Annotated in this window: 18 protein-coding genes and 2 tRNA genes; 10 read left to right on the top strand and 10 right to left on the bottom strand. The window is 44.3% G+C overall.

The features are described from left to right. Positions 1-706: MBG domain-containing protein (locus FD977_RS04525; RefSeq protein WP_215306700.1), on the top strand; the 706-nt coding region annotated here is incomplete at its 5' end. 45 nt (positions 707-751) lie between these two features. Beyond that, complete coding sequence (locus FD977_RS04520) at positions 752-1,057, top strand: hypothetical protein (RefSeq protein WP_215306699.1); 306 nt, start codon at positions 752-754, stop codon at positions 1,055-1,057. A gap of 236 nt (positions 1,058-1,293) precedes the next feature. On the opposite strand, the gene FD977_RS04515 is transcribed toward FD977_RS04520, so the two are convergent. Together FD977_RS04515 and FD977_RS04510 are read right to left on the bottom strand one after the other, a co-directional pair. Further along, positions 1,294-1,370: transfer RNA gene (locus tag FD977_RS04515), tRNA-Arg, on the bottom strand. A gap of 35 nt (positions 1,371-1,405) precedes the next feature. Further along, a tRNA-Pro gene (locus tag FD977_RS04510) sits at positions 1,406-1,482 on the bottom strand. A gap of 60 nt (positions 1,483-1,542) precedes the next feature. On the opposite strand from FD977_RS04510, the gene FD977_RS04505 reads away from it, so the two are divergent. Together FD977_RS04505 and FD977_RS04500 are read left to right on the top strand one after the other, a co-directional pair. Continuing rightward, positions 1,543-1,908 carry a hypothetical protein gene (locus tag FD977_RS04505; protein ID WP_215306697.1) on the top strand — a complete coding sequence of 122 codons (366 nt, stop codon included), beginning with the start codon at positions 1,543-1,545 and terminating at the stop codon, positions 1,906-1,908. A gap of 90 nt (positions 1,909-1,998) precedes the next feature. Beyond that, positions 1,999-4,104 (top strand): TonB-dependent receptor, encoded by a 2,106-nt coding sequence (locus tag FD977_RS04500; protein ID WP_215306695.1) that lies wholly within the window; start codon positions 1,999-2,001, stop codon positions 4,102-4,104. 8 nt (positions 4,105-4,112) lie between these two features. On the opposite strand, the gene FD977_RS04495 is transcribed toward FD977_RS04500, so the two are convergent. The 5 genes from FD977_RS04495 to FD977_RS04475 form a co-directional block, all read right to left on the bottom strand. Further along, positions 4,113-4,640, bottom strand: a complete 528-nt coding sequence (locus FD977_RS04495) for a chromate transporter (protein WP_215306693.1) — start codon at positions 4,638-4,640, stop codon at positions 4,113-4,115. Continuing rightward, positions 4,637-5,209, bottom strand: coding sequence for a chromate transporter (locus FD977_RS04490; protein ID WP_215306691.1), 573 nt, complete (start codon positions 5,207-5,209; stop codon positions 4,637-4,639). Before FD977_RS04490 ends, FD977_RS04495 begins: the two co-directional genes overlap by 4 nt. Further along, complete coding sequence (locus FD977_RS04485) at positions 5,206-6,033, bottom strand: hypothetical protein (RefSeq protein ID WP_215306690.1); 828 nt, start codon at positions 6,031-6,033, stop codon at positions 5,206-5,208. The genes FD977_RS04490 and FD977_RS04485 overlap by 4 nt, the downstream gene beginning before the upstream one ends. 59 nt (positions 6,034-6,092) lie before the next feature. After that, positions 6,093-6,998 (bottom strand): polyphosphate kinase 2, encoded by a 906-nt coding sequence (gene ppk2 / locus FD977_RS04480; RefSeq protein WP_215306688.1) that lies wholly within the window; start codon positions 6,996-6,998, stop codon positions 6,093-6,095. A 65-nt stretch (positions 6,999-7,063) separates the two neighbouring features. Beyond that, positions 7,064-7,849 (bottom strand): 1-acyl-sn-glycerol-3-phosphate acyltransferase, encoded by a 786-nt coding sequence (locus FD977_RS04475; RefSeq protein WP_215306686.1) that lies wholly within the window; start codon positions 7,847-7,849, stop codon positions 7,064-7,066. An 84-nt stretch (positions 7,850-7,933) separates the two neighbouring features. Here FD977_RS04475 and FD977_RS04470 point away from each other — a divergent pair, with 84 nt between their 5' ends. From FD977_RS04470 to FD977_RS04455, 4 genes are read left to right on the top strand one after another with little or no spacing between them, the layout of a single operon-like run. Continuing rightward, positions 7,934-8,743, top strand: coding sequence for a UDP-2,3-diacylglucosamine diphosphatase (locus FD977_RS04470; protein ID WP_215306684.1), 810 nt, complete (start codon positions 7,934-7,936; stop codon positions 8,741-8,743). Beyond that, positions 8,740-9,768 (top strand): glycosyltransferase family 1 protein, encoded by a 1,029-nt coding sequence (locus FD977_RS04465; RefSeq protein ID WP_215306682.1) that lies wholly within the window; start codon positions 8,740-8,742, stop codon positions 9,766-9,768. The genes FD977_RS04470 and FD977_RS04465 overlap by 4 nt, the downstream gene beginning before the upstream one ends. A 9-nt stretch (positions 9,769-9,777) precedes the next feature. Beyond that, entirely contained in the window at positions 9,778-10,179 is a 402-nt protein-coding gene (locus FD977_RS04460; protein WP_215306680.1) for a diacylglycerol kinase, read from the top strand. Between the two features lie 20 nt (positions 10,180-10,199). After that, the gene (locus FD977_RS04455) at positions 10,200-11,135 is read left to right on the top strand and encodes a GNAT family N-acetyltransferase (RefSeq protein ID WP_251369546.1); all 936 of its coding nucleotides are present in this window, start codon (positions 10,200-10,202) and stop codon (positions 11,133-11,135) included. Positions 11,136-11,148: 13 nt separating this feature from the next. On the opposite strand, the gene ppx is transcribed toward FD977_RS04455, so the two are convergent. Beyond that, the gene (gene ppx, locus FD977_RS04450; RefSeq protein WP_215306678.1) at positions 11,149-12,660 is read right to left on the bottom strand and encodes an exopolyphosphatase; all 1,512 of its coding nucleotides are present in this window, start codon (positions 12,658-12,660) and stop codon (positions 11,149-11,151) included. Between the two features lie 125 nt (positions 12,661-12,785). Then, positions 12,786-12,998 carry a GDCCVxC domain-containing (seleno)protein gene (locus FD977_RS10875; protein WP_305849426.1) on the bottom strand — a complete coding sequence of 71 codons (213 nt, stop codon included), beginning with the start codon at positions 12,996-12,998 and terminating at the stop codon, positions 12,786-12,788. 110 nt (positions 12,999-13,108) lie between these two features. On the opposite strand from FD977_RS10875, the gene FD977_RS04445 reads away from it, so the two are divergent. Together FD977_RS04445 and FD977_RS04440 are read left to right on the top strand one after the other, a co-directional pair. Next, complete coding sequence (locus tag FD977_RS04445; RefSeq protein WP_215306676.1) at positions 13,109-13,528, top strand: hypothetical protein; 420 nt, start codon at positions 13,109-13,111, stop codon at positions 13,526-13,528. Further along, positions 13,529-14,503, top strand: a complete 975-nt coding sequence (locus FD977_RS04440; protein ID WP_215306674.1) for a hypothetical protein — start codon at positions 13,529-13,531, stop codon at positions 14,501-14,503. Position 14,504: 1 nt separating this feature from the next. Here the strand turns inward: FD977_RS04440 and FD977_RS04435 are convergent, their stop codons facing one another. Next, positions 14,505-15,521 carry an alpha/beta fold hydrolase gene (locus tag FD977_RS04435; protein WP_215306672.1) on the bottom strand — a complete coding sequence of 339 codons (1,017 nt, stop codon included), beginning with the start codon at positions 15,519-15,521 and terminating at the stop codon, positions 14,505-14,507. Between the last annotated feature and the right edge of the window lie 102 nt (positions 15,522-15,623).

Here is a 15,623-nt window from a genome sequence, read left to right as displayed (position 1 = left end):
CACCGCAATGACAGATGTGGGAACTGCTGTCATTGCTGCTGGTACAGGCAGCTTGATGGCCAGTAACTACGATTTCACAAACCCCGTTAATGGCAACTTGGCCATTACTAAAGCGCATCTAACAGTGACTGGCGCTATATCTAGCACAACGTATAACGGCACTCTTCAAACCAATAACTTTAGCACTTTTGGCATTAAAAATAGTAATGGTGCGGTGACTGGTGTGACGACTTCAGCTAGCGGGACTAACTATAGCGCAACACCTTACGCTGATAATCTCTCCTCGGCAACCGGCACCGGCTTATCGAATTATGTCATTTCCTATATCAACGGTAGTTTAGCAATTGGCCAAGCACCACTGACTGTATACGTTAACAATGCTACTAAGGTTATTAATACACCCAACCCAGTTTTTACATCTACAGTCAGCGGTTTCCAAGGCTCAGATAATCTTGTCAATTCCACCAATAATGTTATTAATTACTCAACAGCAGCAATTACTAGTAGCGGTGTTGGAAACTACCTAATAACGGCTACTGGGTTGATTCCCAAAGTAAATAATTACATCATTAACGACATTGATGGCACGCTTAAGATAACCGCTACAACAGGAATTAGCTCACTTTACTCGCAGCCGCCAAGCATCAATTCACAATGCACAAAGTCGTTTACTTACGAAAACGGTAAACCAATATCAAATTGCTAAGTGTGCAATTTACGCCAATACATTTATTAGTGAATAAGGGACTGCATGAAAATTATTTACGTTTTTTCCTTTGCTGTTTTCCTACTATTTGGAAATACATGCCAGGCCAATAGGCAACTTGCTAACCGCAATGGGTGCATGAACTGCCATGCGGATACTGATTATGATGCTCCTTCATGGGCAGAGCTAGCTACAAATTACAAGAAATACCAAGGTCAGCCAGATGCAGCTCGCATACAAGGAGAAAGATTAAGACAAGGAACTTTCTTTACTAAAATCAAAGCACATCAAAAATTAACGCCCACCACGGCCACCGATCTCATGGAATGGATTATTGATGGCGCAAAATAACTAATTGCCACCGCTCCAACTCGAGAGTCGCTAGACCGTCACGTAACCGGACACTAAACAGTCGGGTCAAACCGACACCCGATCATCAGGGTCAAAAATTTCGACTGAGTTGCCGATAGTCCGCCAGGATCCGCCACGCTGGACGAAGGTGATCTTAACGCTAGCCAAGCAGATCCATGATCGAGTCAATAGACCACAATTGACCAGCCTGAGACAACATTAGATAGTGAGGTGTTTGGCCTGCCCAGCACGATTCGAACGTGCGACCTACGCCTTAGAAGGGCGTTGCTCTATCCAGCTGAGCTATGGGCAGAATGTGCTGGGTCAATCTAGAACAATAAGGGAAAGTGGTCGGAGTACAAGGATTCGAACCTTGGACCCCCTGCTCCCAAAGCAGGTGCGCTACCAGGCTGCGCTACACTCCGACGGAATCGATATTCTACACTGAGATGGCCTACAGGGGCAAATACTGTAAGATTCGGGGCATGGAAGCCTTATTTTTAAGCAAATTCAGAAAACAACTCAGGGGCTTTCTTGCCCTCTGTTTTCTGCTTGCCAGCTTACTAGGCACCCACTGGATTGGCTTTGCTCACGGCATTGCTCACTCCGGCATCCAGCACCAAAATATTGAATTGAGTTGCACAGATCAAGCGCCTGCCCTTAGCCATAGCTTTTCTAGTTGTCATTTGCTTGATGCACTCACACTTGCTGGCTTTGTTGCCTCAATTCCAAACTTACTCCTTGGTACTAATCTCTTTCATGAGATGCCATTGGCACCCAATGATTCTTCACTAGTTCAAACTCAAATTGGGCTTTATCAATCTAGAGCTCCACCTAGCTTCATTCTGTAATTCATCATCACGCCAAGCAAATGCTTGGCCTACCGATTTATTTAATGCATCAACCCTACTAGGTGCATTTTTCAGAATGAAAGCTTCACTATGCAGCACCCCAATCTTTTTTTAGGCAAGCAAAAACTCATTTTTGTTCTTATCTCTGGATTATTGAGCTCACTCACTGTCGCTCAATCAAATGACCCAAGCTTAGAAATCACTGCAACAGGATCGCAAGAGGCTACTCAGAGCATTCTGACGCCAACCAAGATTTTGCAAGGCGATGAGTTACTCAATAAATTAGGTACAACCTTAGGCGCGACCCTAGCTAATGAACTTGGCGTCTCTGCCACAGGGTATGGCGCAGGCTCATCTCGACCAGTCATTCGTGGTCTTGAAGGTGCACGCGTACAAATTTTGCAAAATGGCTTGTCTGTTGGTGATGTTTCTAACATCTCGCAAGATCACGCCGTTGGAAACAATATGCAAAATGCGCACCAAGTAGAGATTCTTCGTGGTGCAGCCGCCCTCCTCTATGGATCGGGCTCTAGCGGTGGACTAGTCAACGTGATTAACGATCGCATTCTGACTAATTTGCCTGATAGACCAACTGGTGCTGTCAATACGAGTTACGAGACAGTGAACAACGGTAGAGCTGGAGCATTAGAGGTAGATGGCGCTTTTGGCTCAATAGCGGTGCACGTAGATACCGCAATTAATAATGCCAATAATTACCGTATACCAGGCAACTCAACACAATCACAAGGTGAGCCGGCTGCTGGGTGGAGCATTCCTCCAGGTGGTGATGGCGGAAATAATTACAGTGGTAAGTTGCCCAATTCTTTTAGCAATCAAAATAATTTAGGGTTGGGAGTTTCTCATATCGGGGAATCTGGATACACCGGAGTTTCCGTAGAACGCTTAAATAATAACTACGGCATTCCGACGCCTGAAGGTGGCTTAATTAACCAGTCGCAAAATCGATATGACATTCAGCATCAAACTCGAGATCCATTCGCGGGGTTTTCATCTTTGAAATTGAGTGCAGCCAATTCAAATTACAACCATACTGAATTTAATAATCTTGGCGCAGCTGCTTCAGTTTGGAAGAATATTGCCAATGAGGCTCGCCTAGAATTGGCTCACAATCCGATAGCTGGATGGAAAGGTACTTTCGGAGCTCAAGTCTCTGCTGCATCTCTCAATGCTACGGAAGTAGGTACAGGTAGTTATGCCATTGTTCCTCCCACTAAAACCAATTCCAATGCCTTATTTTGGATTGAGGAAGGCAAGTGGAATTCTCTACAAGGAAGCCTGGGTCTGCGATATAACCAAGTTGCCCAGAATCCCAATTTAGGTACGGCTCTAGAGACCCAGCCTACAGTTGATCCTACCGGAACTACTCCCAACATTACTCTGCAGAATCGTAAATTCAATCTCATGTCCTACTCTGCAGGTAGCTTATGGAACTTCACAGAGGGATATGGAACTGGAGTGGCATATACGGTGTCACAAAGAGCGCCGAGTGCTCAAGAACTCTATTCTTATGGAGCACATGAATCCACTGCTACCTTTGATATTGGCAACCCTAATCTCACTAAAGAAACCTCGCATAACTTAGAGTTCAATATTCAGAAGACCAGTGGATTACTGAGGAGCAAGGCAAGTGTCTATGCCAATCGATTCAATAACTATATTTATGGTTATTACACTGGAAGCGCTATTCACAATGGCGGGCAACAGGGTGATGGCTTTAACGTAGTGACAGCGCAGCAAGCTGCAGCGACCATCAAAGGTATTGAGGGTGAACTGACTTACAACTGGAATCAAACCGGCTTAGGTAGTCGAGTATTTGGTGATGCCTCGCAAGGCACTTTTGATGCGGGAGGTAATCTACCCCTACAGCCTGCACCACGCTTAGGCGCAGAGTTAGCCCACCAAAAAAATGGCTGGCTTACGAGTACGACTTATATCTACAGCTATCAACAGAATCGCTTGGCAAGCTGGGAGCAAGGCCCCGCTCCAAGCTATAACTTATTAAATGCGGGTATCTCTTATACGGAAAAAGTAAGGGATGTAAATTGGACTGTATATATGAATCTGAAGAACCTGCTCAATGAGCAAATTCGGTATGCCACAACGCCAATGGCTGTCAGGCTATATGCACCTCAACCCGGCAGGAGTCTGATGGTGGGCTTAAGAGGAACCTTCTAAACTTTTAACTATTTTAAATAAGACATCAGCAAGGCGCCCAGTCCGCCAGAGCCCAAAATAACCAATACTGGATTAATCTTAGTTCTGAGAATGAGATACAGAGTGACTAGGACAAGGGCCAAGGCAATACTACTCACTACAGATGCTTTGGCAACCGCATAAACACCAGAAGACATCAGCCCAATAGAAATAGGCTCTAGTGCATTTTGTATAGATCGCCGCCAAGGACTTTCTCCAAAACGATTCCATAAGCGCCCGACATAAAAACAAAGGACGCTTGAAGGCAAAAAGAAGGAGAGCAAGACTACCCCCGCACCAATGAGCCCAGCAATTTGATAGCCAATGACTAAGACCATCAACATATTGGGGCCAGGCGCTAACTGGCCAATACTATAAATATGAACAAATTGGGTGTGGTCTATACCGAACTGATGTGCGAGTATGGTTTGCATCTCCGGCAATACGGCAGTACCGCCACCAACCGCGAGAACAGAGAGCAAGGCAAAGGTCCAAGCCAAGTGGATCAATAGGCTCATTGAGTTTGACCTGGTCGATACAGATAGAGTGATATCGGCGCCATGATGAGGATCACATATGGCAGTGAAAGCTTGAAAATACTCATCAATATAAATGTGACAACAATAATGGCCAATGACTTCACATGACGCCAGTGAGCATCACCGATTTTGTAGGTAATGGCTGCCAGCAAGCCAGTGGCTGCTGCTGCAATACCAGCTAAGATGAAATTGATTGAAGGATGATCTGCGGCACTAGCGTAAATCATGCCAAACCCAAGCACGAGCAATGAGCCGGGAAATATTAAACCCAAGGTAGCAATGACGGCACCCCGCCACCCACGTAGATGATCTCCAGCAAGCACTGCTAAGTTCACCGAGTTTAAGCCTGGCATCGTCTGACTAATGGCTAAATAAGCCATGAACTCATCTGCACTGAGCCACTTGCGCTTTTCAACCAAGAGAATGCGCTCGTAAGCGATGATGCCCCCGCCAAAGCTGACAGCGCCAATAATTAAAAACTGAATAAATAGATCGCCTAAGCTAGGAGACTGCGCCAGCTGCGCATCATCTTGCATCTGAGAACTCACTCAGGCTTTCCGTATACCAAGGCTGTTTTGGTGCTGCCAATTTCCAACCAACTTTCTAATTCAATCTGGAGCTTCTTGAAGAACTTATCAGCGCGCTTATGGGCTTTATCTTGACCCCGATTAGCATCGTTGACTCGATAAGAAAAGGCCAACTCTCCAACAATGGGATCGCCAACGCTCTTCATCCAGATAGCAATCTCACAATGAGCCTGTACGCCATCACCAAAAACTAGGTTTCCAATAGGCAAGCATGCTTCAAGAATCTTATTAGTACGACCACCCACAATTCGGATGGGTGATTTTTTATCAATTGGCAGAGTAACTAGGCTAGGGAAGAACTTGGCAGCACTCGCTAGTGACTTTTCAAACAAGCTATCGATGGGCACCGCATCTAAAATTGCATTATTAGAATAAATACTTCTAGCTGTTCCAATCGCATCACCTCGTAGGATTTCTTCTTTTAGTCGTAGGCGGGACTTAATTGATTTCTTTGGCGAGGGATCAAATTGATGGGATTTAGCTAAATCATCAGTCCGACACTTTAGGGTAACCTCACACCAGTCATCAACCCAGATATTTTGACGGGATTCTCGGACACGTAGAATAATATTATTGCGCCTGAAATCTTCACTAGGTGTATCGTAAAAATAGATATTACGTAAACCGGTAGTCGCGTTATCAAGGTGAAAAAATTCCACCTTATTCTTTTTACAAAAACTCAGAATTTGATCGCTTAAGGCAGTAATTCGGCTACGCCGGTCTAAGCCCTGAGGCTTAATCAGTAGCTTGAATTCTCTATTGGTAATGGCCTTCTTTGATTTCAAGTGCTATCCCCCTTGGTGAATACTGAGAGATTAACACCTAGAGACCTCTGTTTACGGAATCAATAGATCTCAGGGACGTACATATCTTTTGGTACCGGCCCACGAAGATAGTCAGGGTTATGCACTCGTGCAGGCAAGGTGATTTCAGGGTGAGCAATTTCACTATAAGGAATTTGAGTCAACAAATGCGAAATGCAATTGAGACGGGCTTTTTTCTTATCGTTTGCAGCCACAACCCACCACGGTGCCTCAGGAATATTGGTGCGCTCTAGCATGGTCTCTTTTGCCTTGGTGTAGGCCTCCCAGTGACGGCGAGCATCTAAGTCCATTGGACTCAGTTTCCATTGTTTTAATGGATCATGGATACGTACCATGAAGCGGCTATATTGCTCATCATCTGAGATAGAGAACCAGTATTTAATCAAAATGATTCCGGAGCGAATAATCATGCGTTCAAACTCTGGCACTGTACGCAAGAACTCTTCGTACTCAGCATCGTTACAAAATCCCATGACCTTTTCAACACCAGCGCGGTTGTACCAGCTACGATCAAACAAGACGATCTCACCACCAGCAGGCAAGTTTGATACGTAGCGCTGAAAGTACCACTGAGTTTTTTCACGCTCGCTAGGGGCAGTTAATGCAACAACTTTACAAACGCGGGGATTCAGACGCTGGGTAATTCGTTTAATCGCGCCACCCTTACCTGCAGAATCGCGACCTTCAAATAGAACAGCCACCTTGAGTTTATTTTCGACTACCCAGTCTTGGAGTTTGACCAATTCACCTTGAAGGCGAAACAATTCCTTAAAGTAGACATTTCGAGGTATGACAGAGGCGCTTCCGCCATCAGGCGACAAGCGATCATCATCGAGCTCCATTTCGAGCTCTTCATCCATGCTATCGAGAATGTCTTCCCGAGCACGCTTGTACCACTCATCTATTTCTTTATGCTTTGACGTCATATCTCTTCCCGATACCGATAACTCGTTGTACCCCTAGGATATGACACTTTTATTACATATGCTGTTTATAAGGTTTTAGTAATCGCTTCCTGGCAATAGAGAGCGAGTTCCTTGCGATCCGAATTACTTACATTGCTTGTTAAATAGGGCTCTATTAGGGTTAAATGCACCTCTATATCCCGGCTGGCAATGACATTAGACATTGATTCCAGAAGGCCCATGTCTCCAATAAAGGCAGGAGCATCACTCCTCAGACCCGTTGACCTTGACCGGTAAGCAATGGCTATCGGAAAGACTGGTACAGAAGCCAGGATGGCGGATTCAAATAGATTAGGCTTAAACGGCAATACTGATTCCCCGGAGGTGGAAGTACCTTCGGGAAAAATACAGACCGACTCTACTTTGAGAACCTGAGCCATCTGCTCTACCACCTGCCTCGCATGGCGCGCACTATCCCTACGAATAAAGACGGTACCCAACTGCTGAGCCATCCAACCAAATACAGGCCATCCTCGCACTTCCGATTTAGCAACAAAGCGAACCGGTTGAAACGCATTAATCACATGAATATCTAGCCAAGAGATGTGATTTGATGCCAGCAAATGAGGGTTAGAGGACAATTTCTCGGCGCCTATCACTCGCAACTGGATATGAAAGATTTTTAATAGTCTCTTAGACCATTGTTGTATACGGCGGTCCTTCTGATCTCGATTGAGGAAGGGAAAAAGGAAAGATAGTGTGCAGACCCCGCAAATCACATGTAATAGGATTTGAATCCATGTCCAATAGCGAAGCCAAATACTTGGAGCTAAGCTGGGAATTGAGGTGGATTTTGGGTGAAAATGCTTCATATCTAGCCGTAATATAAATCAAGTCATCAAACTGTCGTAAAAGTGTCATGAGCTCTTCATAATGAATCGGCTTAATACGTACTCATGACGCATTACAGAGCGATTTGGATTTCAGATGTACACCTCGGAACATCAGGGTGTCAGGCAAACTACCTCCTCGATTTCTTGAAACACAATGAAGCGGATCAGTTTTACTTGGTGGGTGACATTATCGATGGCTGGAGATTAAAGCAATCGTTTTACTGGCCACAGAGTCACAATGATGTCGTTCAAAAGTTATTGCGCAAAGCCCGTAAGGGAACTGAAGTCATTTACATTCCCGGAAACCATGACGAAGCAGCCCGGCAGTACTTTGGCATGTCCTTTGGTGACATTAAGGTTCAAGAAGAGGTCATACATACGACCTTAGATGGACGCAAGCTTTGGGTAACTCATGGCGATCTATTTGACGGCGTCATGCAATACGCTAAATGGCTTGCCTATGTCGGCGACTCACTGTATTCCTTTATTTTATATATCAATCGCTACTTCAATATGTTACGTGTGAAGATGGGACTGCAATACTGGTCTCTCTCGCAATACCTCAAGCATCAAGTAAAAAATGCCGTGAGCTATATCGCTGACTTTGAGCACATCATGGCCAGAGAAGCCCGCCTCAGAAATTGTGATGGCGTGGTCTGCGGCCATATTCATAAAGCAGAAATTCGTGAAATTGATGGTCTGCTCTATTGCAACGATGGTGACTGGGTCGAAAGCCTATCAGCACTAGTAGAGACCACAACTGGTGAACTCAAAATTATCTACTGGACCCATATTCACGGTGATCCAGTAGAGGTACCTGAAATTACTCTCCAACCTGAGCTTGCAACACTGATTAAAGAGGTTACCGTATGAAAATTATGATCATTACTGATGCATGGGATCCACAAGTCAATGGTGTCGTGAGAACACTCAAACAAACCAGGGCTGAACTCATCGGCATGGGTCATGAAGTCGAAATGATTACCCCAACTGGCTTTAAGTCCATTCCCTGCCCTACCTATCCTGATATTGCCCTATCCTTATTTCCCGGCAAGGAAGTGGCTCGCCGCATTAAAGAATTTGCACCAGATGCAATGCATATTGCGACTGAGGGTCCTTTAGGCTTATCAGCTCGCTCTTATGCAGTAAAGAATAATTTGCCATTCTCTACGGCCTATCACACCCGCTTTCCTGAGTACGTCAAAGCCCGCACCGGAATTCCTCTGAGCATTACTTATGCTTTTATTCGTTGGTTTCATGGGCCATCGATGGCAGTGATGGCACCGACCATTGTTGTTAAAGATGATCTTGAGAAGTTCGGCCTTAAAAATGTTGTGTTGTGGTCTCGGGGCGTAGATTTAGACATCTTCAAAATGCAAGAGTCTAAATCCCTCAATAGCGCTCACCCGATCTTTTTATATGTTGGTCGTGTTGCCGTAGAGAAAAATATCAATGCTTTCCTAGAGATAGATCTACCAGGCTCCAAATGGGTTGTTGGTGATGGCCCTGCAATGGCCAGTATTAAAGAAAAATACCCCAACATAAATTACCTAGGCGTATTACAGCAAGAAGAGTTGGCCAAGGTATACGCTGCCGCTGATGTTTTTGTCTTCCCAAGCAAGACCGATACTTTTGGGCTAGTCATACTAGAAGCTATGGCTTGTGGCACTCCAGTTGCGGCCTATCCAGTGACAGGTCCAATTGATGTTTTAGGTAACTCTGCTGCTGGTGCAATGCACGAAGATCTTCAAATAGCTTGTATGCAAGCCTTGAAGATTCCTCGTGAATTAGCTCGCTCTCATGCTGAGAAGTTTTCTTGGAGAGCAGCTTCGGAGCAGTTTGCCAACCATCTAAAGCCCGTACCCTCCACAGCAGTTCATACCACTGCCCTCGCTTAAGAATTTATTTTGACAGCGCCCTATAACATTAAGCAAAACCCCCATAAAGGCAATCGGGGGCTCACGAGAGCTTGGCATGCAGCTAAGAATTCTTGGTGTGGCATAGTCTACGCGTTTCAAGAGGAAAGTGCTTTTAGACAAGAACTTTTCCTGCTCGTAGTGCTAAGCCCAATTGCTCTTTTCTTGCCAGTTAGTCCTCTTGAGAAATGTGCCCTCATCGCATCGCTCATCATGGTTTTAGTGGTCGAGCTACTCAATTCCAGTGTCGAGGCGGCTATCGATCGTATTTCATTTGATCATCATGATCTATCGAAAAGAGCAAAAGATTTTGGCTCAGCTGCAGTCATGCTCGCCTTACTGATTTCCACCCTATTGTGGGCAACGATTTGCATACCTCTGGTCATCAATTAGATTAATACTTAAGGAACACTATGTCTGATATTCCAAATCCCCTTGCTGCATTTGATCTCTTTAATTCTCGCTTTGAAGAGAAGCCAAAGAAGGCTAAAAAGAGTAAAACTGAGGCGATCAAAAAACTCTTTTCTAAAAAAATTGCGAAGAAATTATTTGGTAAGAAATTTGCTACTAAAGCTCGAGCTGAGCTGAGTGCTATAGAGCCTGCAGCTGAGAAAGTAATAACTAAGCCCAAGCGCCCAGCATTTCAAATTACTTGGGCTAGTAATGCGAGTGAGATTAAAGAAGCACAGCGCCTGCGCTACAAGGTATTTGCAGAAGAGATGGGGGCAAAGCTTCCAAGCAATCCAGAGAACCTCGACATTGATGAATTTGATGCCTACTGTGACCATTTATTGATACGTGATCAAGAGTCATTACAGGTGGTTGGCACCTATCGCGTACTCCCTCCGCACAAAGCTTTAGAGATCGGACGTCTCTACTCAGATTCCGAGTTTGATTTGGCGCGCTTAGATCACTTGCGTCCTAAATTAGTTGAACTCGGTAGATCTTGCGTGCACGAAGACTTTCGTTCTGGTGCAGTCATCATGGCTTTGTGGAGTGGCTTAGCGCAATACATGCAAAAACACGATTATGAAATCATGCTCGGTTGTGCCAGCATCCCCATGGGTGATGGCGGTCATTTTGCAGCTAGCTTATACAACTCACTAAGCAATGATCAGATGGCGCCAGTTGAAAATCATGCTTTTCCTCGCTTACCCTTGCCTCTCGAGCGACTCAATGGTGGTTTAGATGTAGATCCCCCACCCTTGATCAAAGGTTATTTAAAGTTAGGCGCTAAGATTTGCAGTGCACCTGCCTGGGATCCTGATTTCAATACAGCAGATGTATTGACTATGTTGCGCCTATCGGAAATCAATCCTCGCTACGCTAAACACTTCTTAGGGCTGTAAGAATTACTTAAGATTACTTCAGACTAATGCTGTAAGGTCGGCCGATGCGTTGCCATTCGGCCGCTTCTTTTTGAAGGCTAAATTCCGTTAATGGATGCTCTTTGGCCCAATCTTTGGAAACACTAACTAGGTAGTCTCCGTTGTGCTCGGAGACTTTTACTTTGGGTAAATTGATATCACTACGCCCACGGCAAAGTACTTGTGCAAGCCTTATGCAAAATAACATACGCCAATCAGAGAAAGAGGCGTTATTGGCTAACTTCCCTAACTTACCGGTATGGCCGATAAGTAAAGCTGCCAATCTAGCTTGATCATTCTTTGAGAAACCCGGCATATCAGCATTACCAGCAATGTATGCAGAATGTTTGTGATATCCGTTATGTGATATTGATAAGCCGATTTCATGAAGATTAGCGGCCCATTGCAATAAAGCGATGTTATCCGCCCTACTCTCTTCATCAGGTCTAGGTAATTGCGCTAAAAACTCAGCAGCTAGATTGCCAACGCGCTTAGCTTGCTCTCGATCTACAGCGTAACGCTGCATAAATTGCTCGACTGTTACAAAGCGCATATCCTCATGCTGCGAGCGGCCCAGCAAATCATAAAGAACGCCGATTCTCAGAGCGGCATCAGTGACTTCCATAGACTCAATACCGAGTTCATCAAATACAGCAATCATGATGGCAAGGCCACCGGGCCAAACTGAGCGCCGATCATCCTTAAGGCCTTGGAGCTCGACCTGATTGATGTGCTCATATTTAAGCAGGTGCTTTTTCATGGCTCTTAAGCCATCACGGGTAATCAACCCATCGGTGCCATCTTTCTGGCCATTGAAGTTATTCTCCGCAATGAGTTCCGCTAAAGCGCGTGCGGTTCCTGAAGAGCCGATCACTTGCTTCCAGCCGGCATTCAGATATGCCCCAGAAATGACCTGAATTTCTCTTCTAGCAGCTAGCTCTGCCTCTTTAAAAGCATGAGAATCAATATTGCCCTTAGGGAAGAATCTCAGGCTATGAGAAACACATCCGATATACAGACTTTCCATCAGCTTGGGCTCGTAACCTTTACCAATGATCAGCTCAGTAGAGCCTCCACCAATATCCACCACCAAGCGATTACCCTGCACTGCCGGCACTTCATGAGCGGCACCAATATAGATCAAGCGCGCCTCTTCTACGCCCGCAATCACCTCAATTGGGAAACCTAAGGCCTCCTCAGCTTCTTGGATAAAGTGTGGGGCATTTTTAGCTACTCGCAAGGTGTTGGTGGCAACAGCGCGCACATTGGCAGGATCAAACCCCCGAATACGCTCACCAAAGCGCCGAATAGCTGTTATGCCTCGCTGATAGGCATCATTACCTAATAATTTATTGTCAGTTAAGCCTGCAGCAAGGCGGACAGACTCACGCAAGGTATCAATCGGACGAAGCTGAGTACCCGAGGGCGTCTTGACGACTTGGGCAACCAGCATACGAAAGCTATTTGAGCCAAGATCAACTGCAGCGACAAGGTCAGTTGCATTCATTAAGGATTTATTTTGATGTAAGGCCACAGCATTTCCAATAGAAGCAGGTTTACTTGAATATGTCTATTTTATGAAACTCTAATGACACATTCGTGAAACGAGACCCTAGTCTACTGGGTAGTGGCCTAAGCAGCTAAATTTTGCTCCGCATTAGAGCAATCTTGGCTACCGAAGCTGCAGAAAATACAGCAGTCTCCTGATCTAGGCTTCAAAATGATGCTGCAGCTTGGGCAGCGATACAAATGCTGGGAATAGCCTTTTGAGATCTCTAGGGTTTCTTGTGCACGGCAGTTCGGGCAAGTAATAGTTGTATGTATCGAATTCACAGGCTTGATCATGAACTGGAACTATTACAAAATGAAGACATTCATTCAGATCGACGAATCTTCACCGAATCGTCATACTTTGGGAGCATGATTAAGCTTAGATTCACTACAGGAGATATGAGATGCTGTATCAAATTATCCCCCTTGAAATGGGCTCTCTAGTCCAAAGATGTATCTTTAAAAAACAGAATAAAGAAATTAAATGTGGAACTGTTTGGAAGCTGGGTTCCATCACTACCCCTACCAAGCCAAAGTTCATGAGCCACTATCAAGCTCAAGTAGGGATTTGTATTGCCGACATTCCTGGGGCAGAAATTAGCAAGACTTATGATGGGGAGAAGGTAATCTACTTTTCTGAGACCGTTGATGAAGACGAACAAGATGAGCTTACAGATATTTTCTACGGCAAATCAAAAAAGTTTTCTGGGGAATACACGCATGTCTTTCAGGATCTAGGCTGGAAAGAGATGGGGGGAAATACCTATATCTTCGGTGAGCTAGAGATCAAAGAAATCAATGATGAACCTGAGCAATATAAATAAATGAAATCTTTCAAAGCAACACGCTTAAGCATACTTTTTCTCACTATCTTCATAGCAAGCTTTTCATCAGCTGCTATCGGCCAGAGCTTTAAGTTCATTGCCCTGGGGGATATGCCCTACTCACTACCTCAGGATTTTCAACGCTTTGAAAATTTAATTACTGAAATAAACCGACTAAAACCAAGCTTCAGTATTTTTATTGGGGATACAAAATCTGGCTCATCACTCTGCAGTGATGAGCACAACCAAATTATCAAATCCTATTTTTCAAGCTTTAAAGCGCCCTTGATTTACAGCCCAGGAGATAACGAATGGACTGACTGTCATCGACCTTTAGCTGGTGCATACGATCCACTGGAAAGACTAGGAGCTTTGAGATCGGTATTTTTTAGCACCAATCAAAGCCAAGGTAAAAATACCATACGACTTCAAAGGCAGGCAGATCTCGACCCGAAATACTCCAAATATGCAGAGAACGCCTACTGGATCAAAAATAACTTTTTGTTTGTCAGTATTCATATACCTGGCTCCAATAACAATAATGAAGGCATAGAGTCAGCCATCAAAGAATATCAAGATAGAAATCAAGCCAATCTGGCATGGATTGATCGGGCATTTAATTTGGCTACCCAAAGAAATTTGAGTGGCATCATCTTTGCCTATCAAGCTGATATGTTTTATCAACCTAGCCAATTAACTAGTAGCGATAGTGGCTATCGCGATACCTTAGAGAGCTTAATATCTAAGTCAGAGATTTTTAATAAACCGGTGTTATTGATTCATGGTGATAGTCATCGACTCATCATTGATCAACCCCTCTATCACAAGAATCAAAAAAAGGTATTAGAGAATGTATTACGACTTCAAGTGATGGGAGCCGATCAAGTTCAAGCAGTTGAAGTTCAGGTGAATCCTGCGCAAGAACAGCCCTTTAGCTTTAATCCAATTATTCTCAAGGTAAATCACCAGCAATAACTTATTTTAGTTTCATCTGTTGCTGGATAAACTCACAAACCTGGAGCGTAAATGGCACTGGGTGCCCTGCATTCTCGACCTCGAATGTAATTAATCTGGGTATTACAGCCTTTGCAGAGCGTACTCGCTCGCGTGTACATACCTTTGAGTCGGCGCCATAAATAAGTGCCACCTTCCCTTTGTAACCCTCCATTGCCTCATGAAAGTTCATTCCCCATACATCGGCTTTGTAACTTAAATCGAAGTGGCCTGGTAACTGGACATCTGCAAATGCCCTCTCATCCACTCTCAAATCTTTTGCCAATTGTTTGACTTCTTTAAAACCAACTTCATTTTTCATTGATTTATATAAAGAATAGAGGGCGGTCCAATTTACAGTTAAGGCAATATCATTCAGAATAATTTCGGTAATTCTTTTTCCCAGCGATTGCGTTAAGTACATAGCCAATACACCGCCCATACTAGTACCCAAAATGGTAAATTGAGTACTAGATGGATGATTACTCAAAAGCATTTTAATGAGGCTTTGAATGTCTGATAAATAGAGAGACATGGTGTAGTTTTGAGACAAGGCAATGGATTCAGAATCCCCTCTTCCAGGAAAATCAACGCTAACTACTTTGCATTCTTCAAATCTTAAAAAATAGCGATGCAATACGCTAAAGGAATCTTTGGTCTCCAAGAGACCAGGTAAACAAAGTAATACTTTTTCTGCATTCATATTTCCGGAGATGCTGTAGGCGAGCTTTCTGCTGCCTCCCTCATCCGCAATATCAAAATATTGAGTCTCTGCTAGATCAAGGGCTATCTTTGACTTTGCAAGCACCTGAGGCCGAATAGACCCTTCTTTAGGGGCTAGCTCAAGGATTTCTGAGGGTTTATGAAAGAGCTCATGAGCAAACCCAAACTTCTCTGCTGTGGTGACTGGGGTGATGTGTTTGATCTCTTGAGTGAACCCAAGGACTTTAGAAACCGTAAGTCTTAAATCTACCAGCGAATCGTATAACTTTCTTTTCATTAAGACCAAGTCCATTCATAACAAGAGATTACTTGTTAGCATTCATTGTGAACTACGAAGGCACCGAATAATAGCTATGTATTAATAAATTGAAGGTGCCGT

The sequence above is a fragment of the Polynucleobacter sp. AP-Elch-400A-B2 genome (genome assembly GCF_018688355.1).
Taxonomy (GTDB): Bacteria; Pseudomonadota; Gammaproteobacteria; order Burkholderiales; family Burkholderiaceae; genus Polynucleobacter.
Note: the sequence above shows the minus strand (reverse complement) of the source record. Positions and strands in the feature narration are given on the sequence as shown.

Excerpts from the sequence above, each read along its gene's own strand:
- FD977_RS04520 (WP_215306699.1), top strand. The coding sequence starts at position 752 with ATGAAAATTATTTACGTTTTTTCCTTTGCTGTTTTCCTACTATTTGGA.
- FD977_RS04505 (WP_215306697.1), top strand. The coding sequence starts at position 1,543 with ATGGAAGCCTTATTTTTAAGCAAATTCAGAAAACAACTCAGGGGCTTT.
- FD977_RS04500 (WP_215306695.1), top strand. The coding sequence starts at position 1,999 with ATGCAGCACCCCAATCTTTTTTTAGGCAAGCAAAAACTCATTTTTGTT.
- FD977_RS04495 (WP_215306693.1), bottom strand. The coding sequence starts at position 4,640 with ATGAGCCTATTGATCCACTTGGCTTGGACCTTTGCCTTGCTCTCTGTT.
- ppk2 (WP_215306688.1), bottom strand. The coding sequence starts at position 6,998 with ATGACGTCAAAGCATAAAGAAATAGATGAGTGGTACAAGCGTGCTCGG.
- FD977_RS04475 (WP_215306686.1), bottom strand. The coding sequence starts at position 7,849 with ATGAAGCATTTTCACCCAAAATCCACCTCAATTCCCAGCTTAGCTCCA.
- FD977_RS04470 (WP_215306684.1), top strand. The coding sequence starts at position 7,934 with ATGACGCATTACAGAGCGATTTGGATTTCAGATGTACACCTCGGAACA.
- FD977_RS04465 (WP_215306682.1), top strand. The coding sequence starts at position 8,740 with ATGAAAATTATGATCATTACTGATGCATGGGATCCACAAGTCAATGGT.
- FD977_RS04455 (WP_251369546.1), top strand. The coding sequence starts at position 10,200 with ATGTCTGATATTCCAAATCCCCTTGCTGCATTTGATCTCTTTAATTCT.
- ppx (WP_215306678.1), bottom strand. The coding sequence starts at position 12,660 with ATGAATGCAACTGACCTTGTCGCTGCAGTTGATCTTGGCTCAAATAGC.
- FD977_RS10875 (WP_305849426.1), bottom strand. The coding sequence starts at position 12,998 with ATGATCAAGCCTGTGAATTCGATACATACAACTATTACTTGCCCGAAC.
- FD977_RS04445 (WP_215306676.1), top strand. The coding sequence starts at position 13,109 with ATGCTGTATCAAATTATCCCCCTTGAAATGGGCTCTCTAGTCCAAAGA.
- FD977_RS04440 (WP_215306674.1), top strand. The coding sequence starts at position 13,529 with ATGAAATCTTTCAAAGCAACACGCTTAAGCATACTTTTTCTCACTATC.
- FD977_RS04435 (WP_215306672.1), bottom strand. The coding sequence starts at position 15,521 with ATGAAAAGAAAGTTATACGATTCGCTGGTAGATTTAAGACTTACGGTT.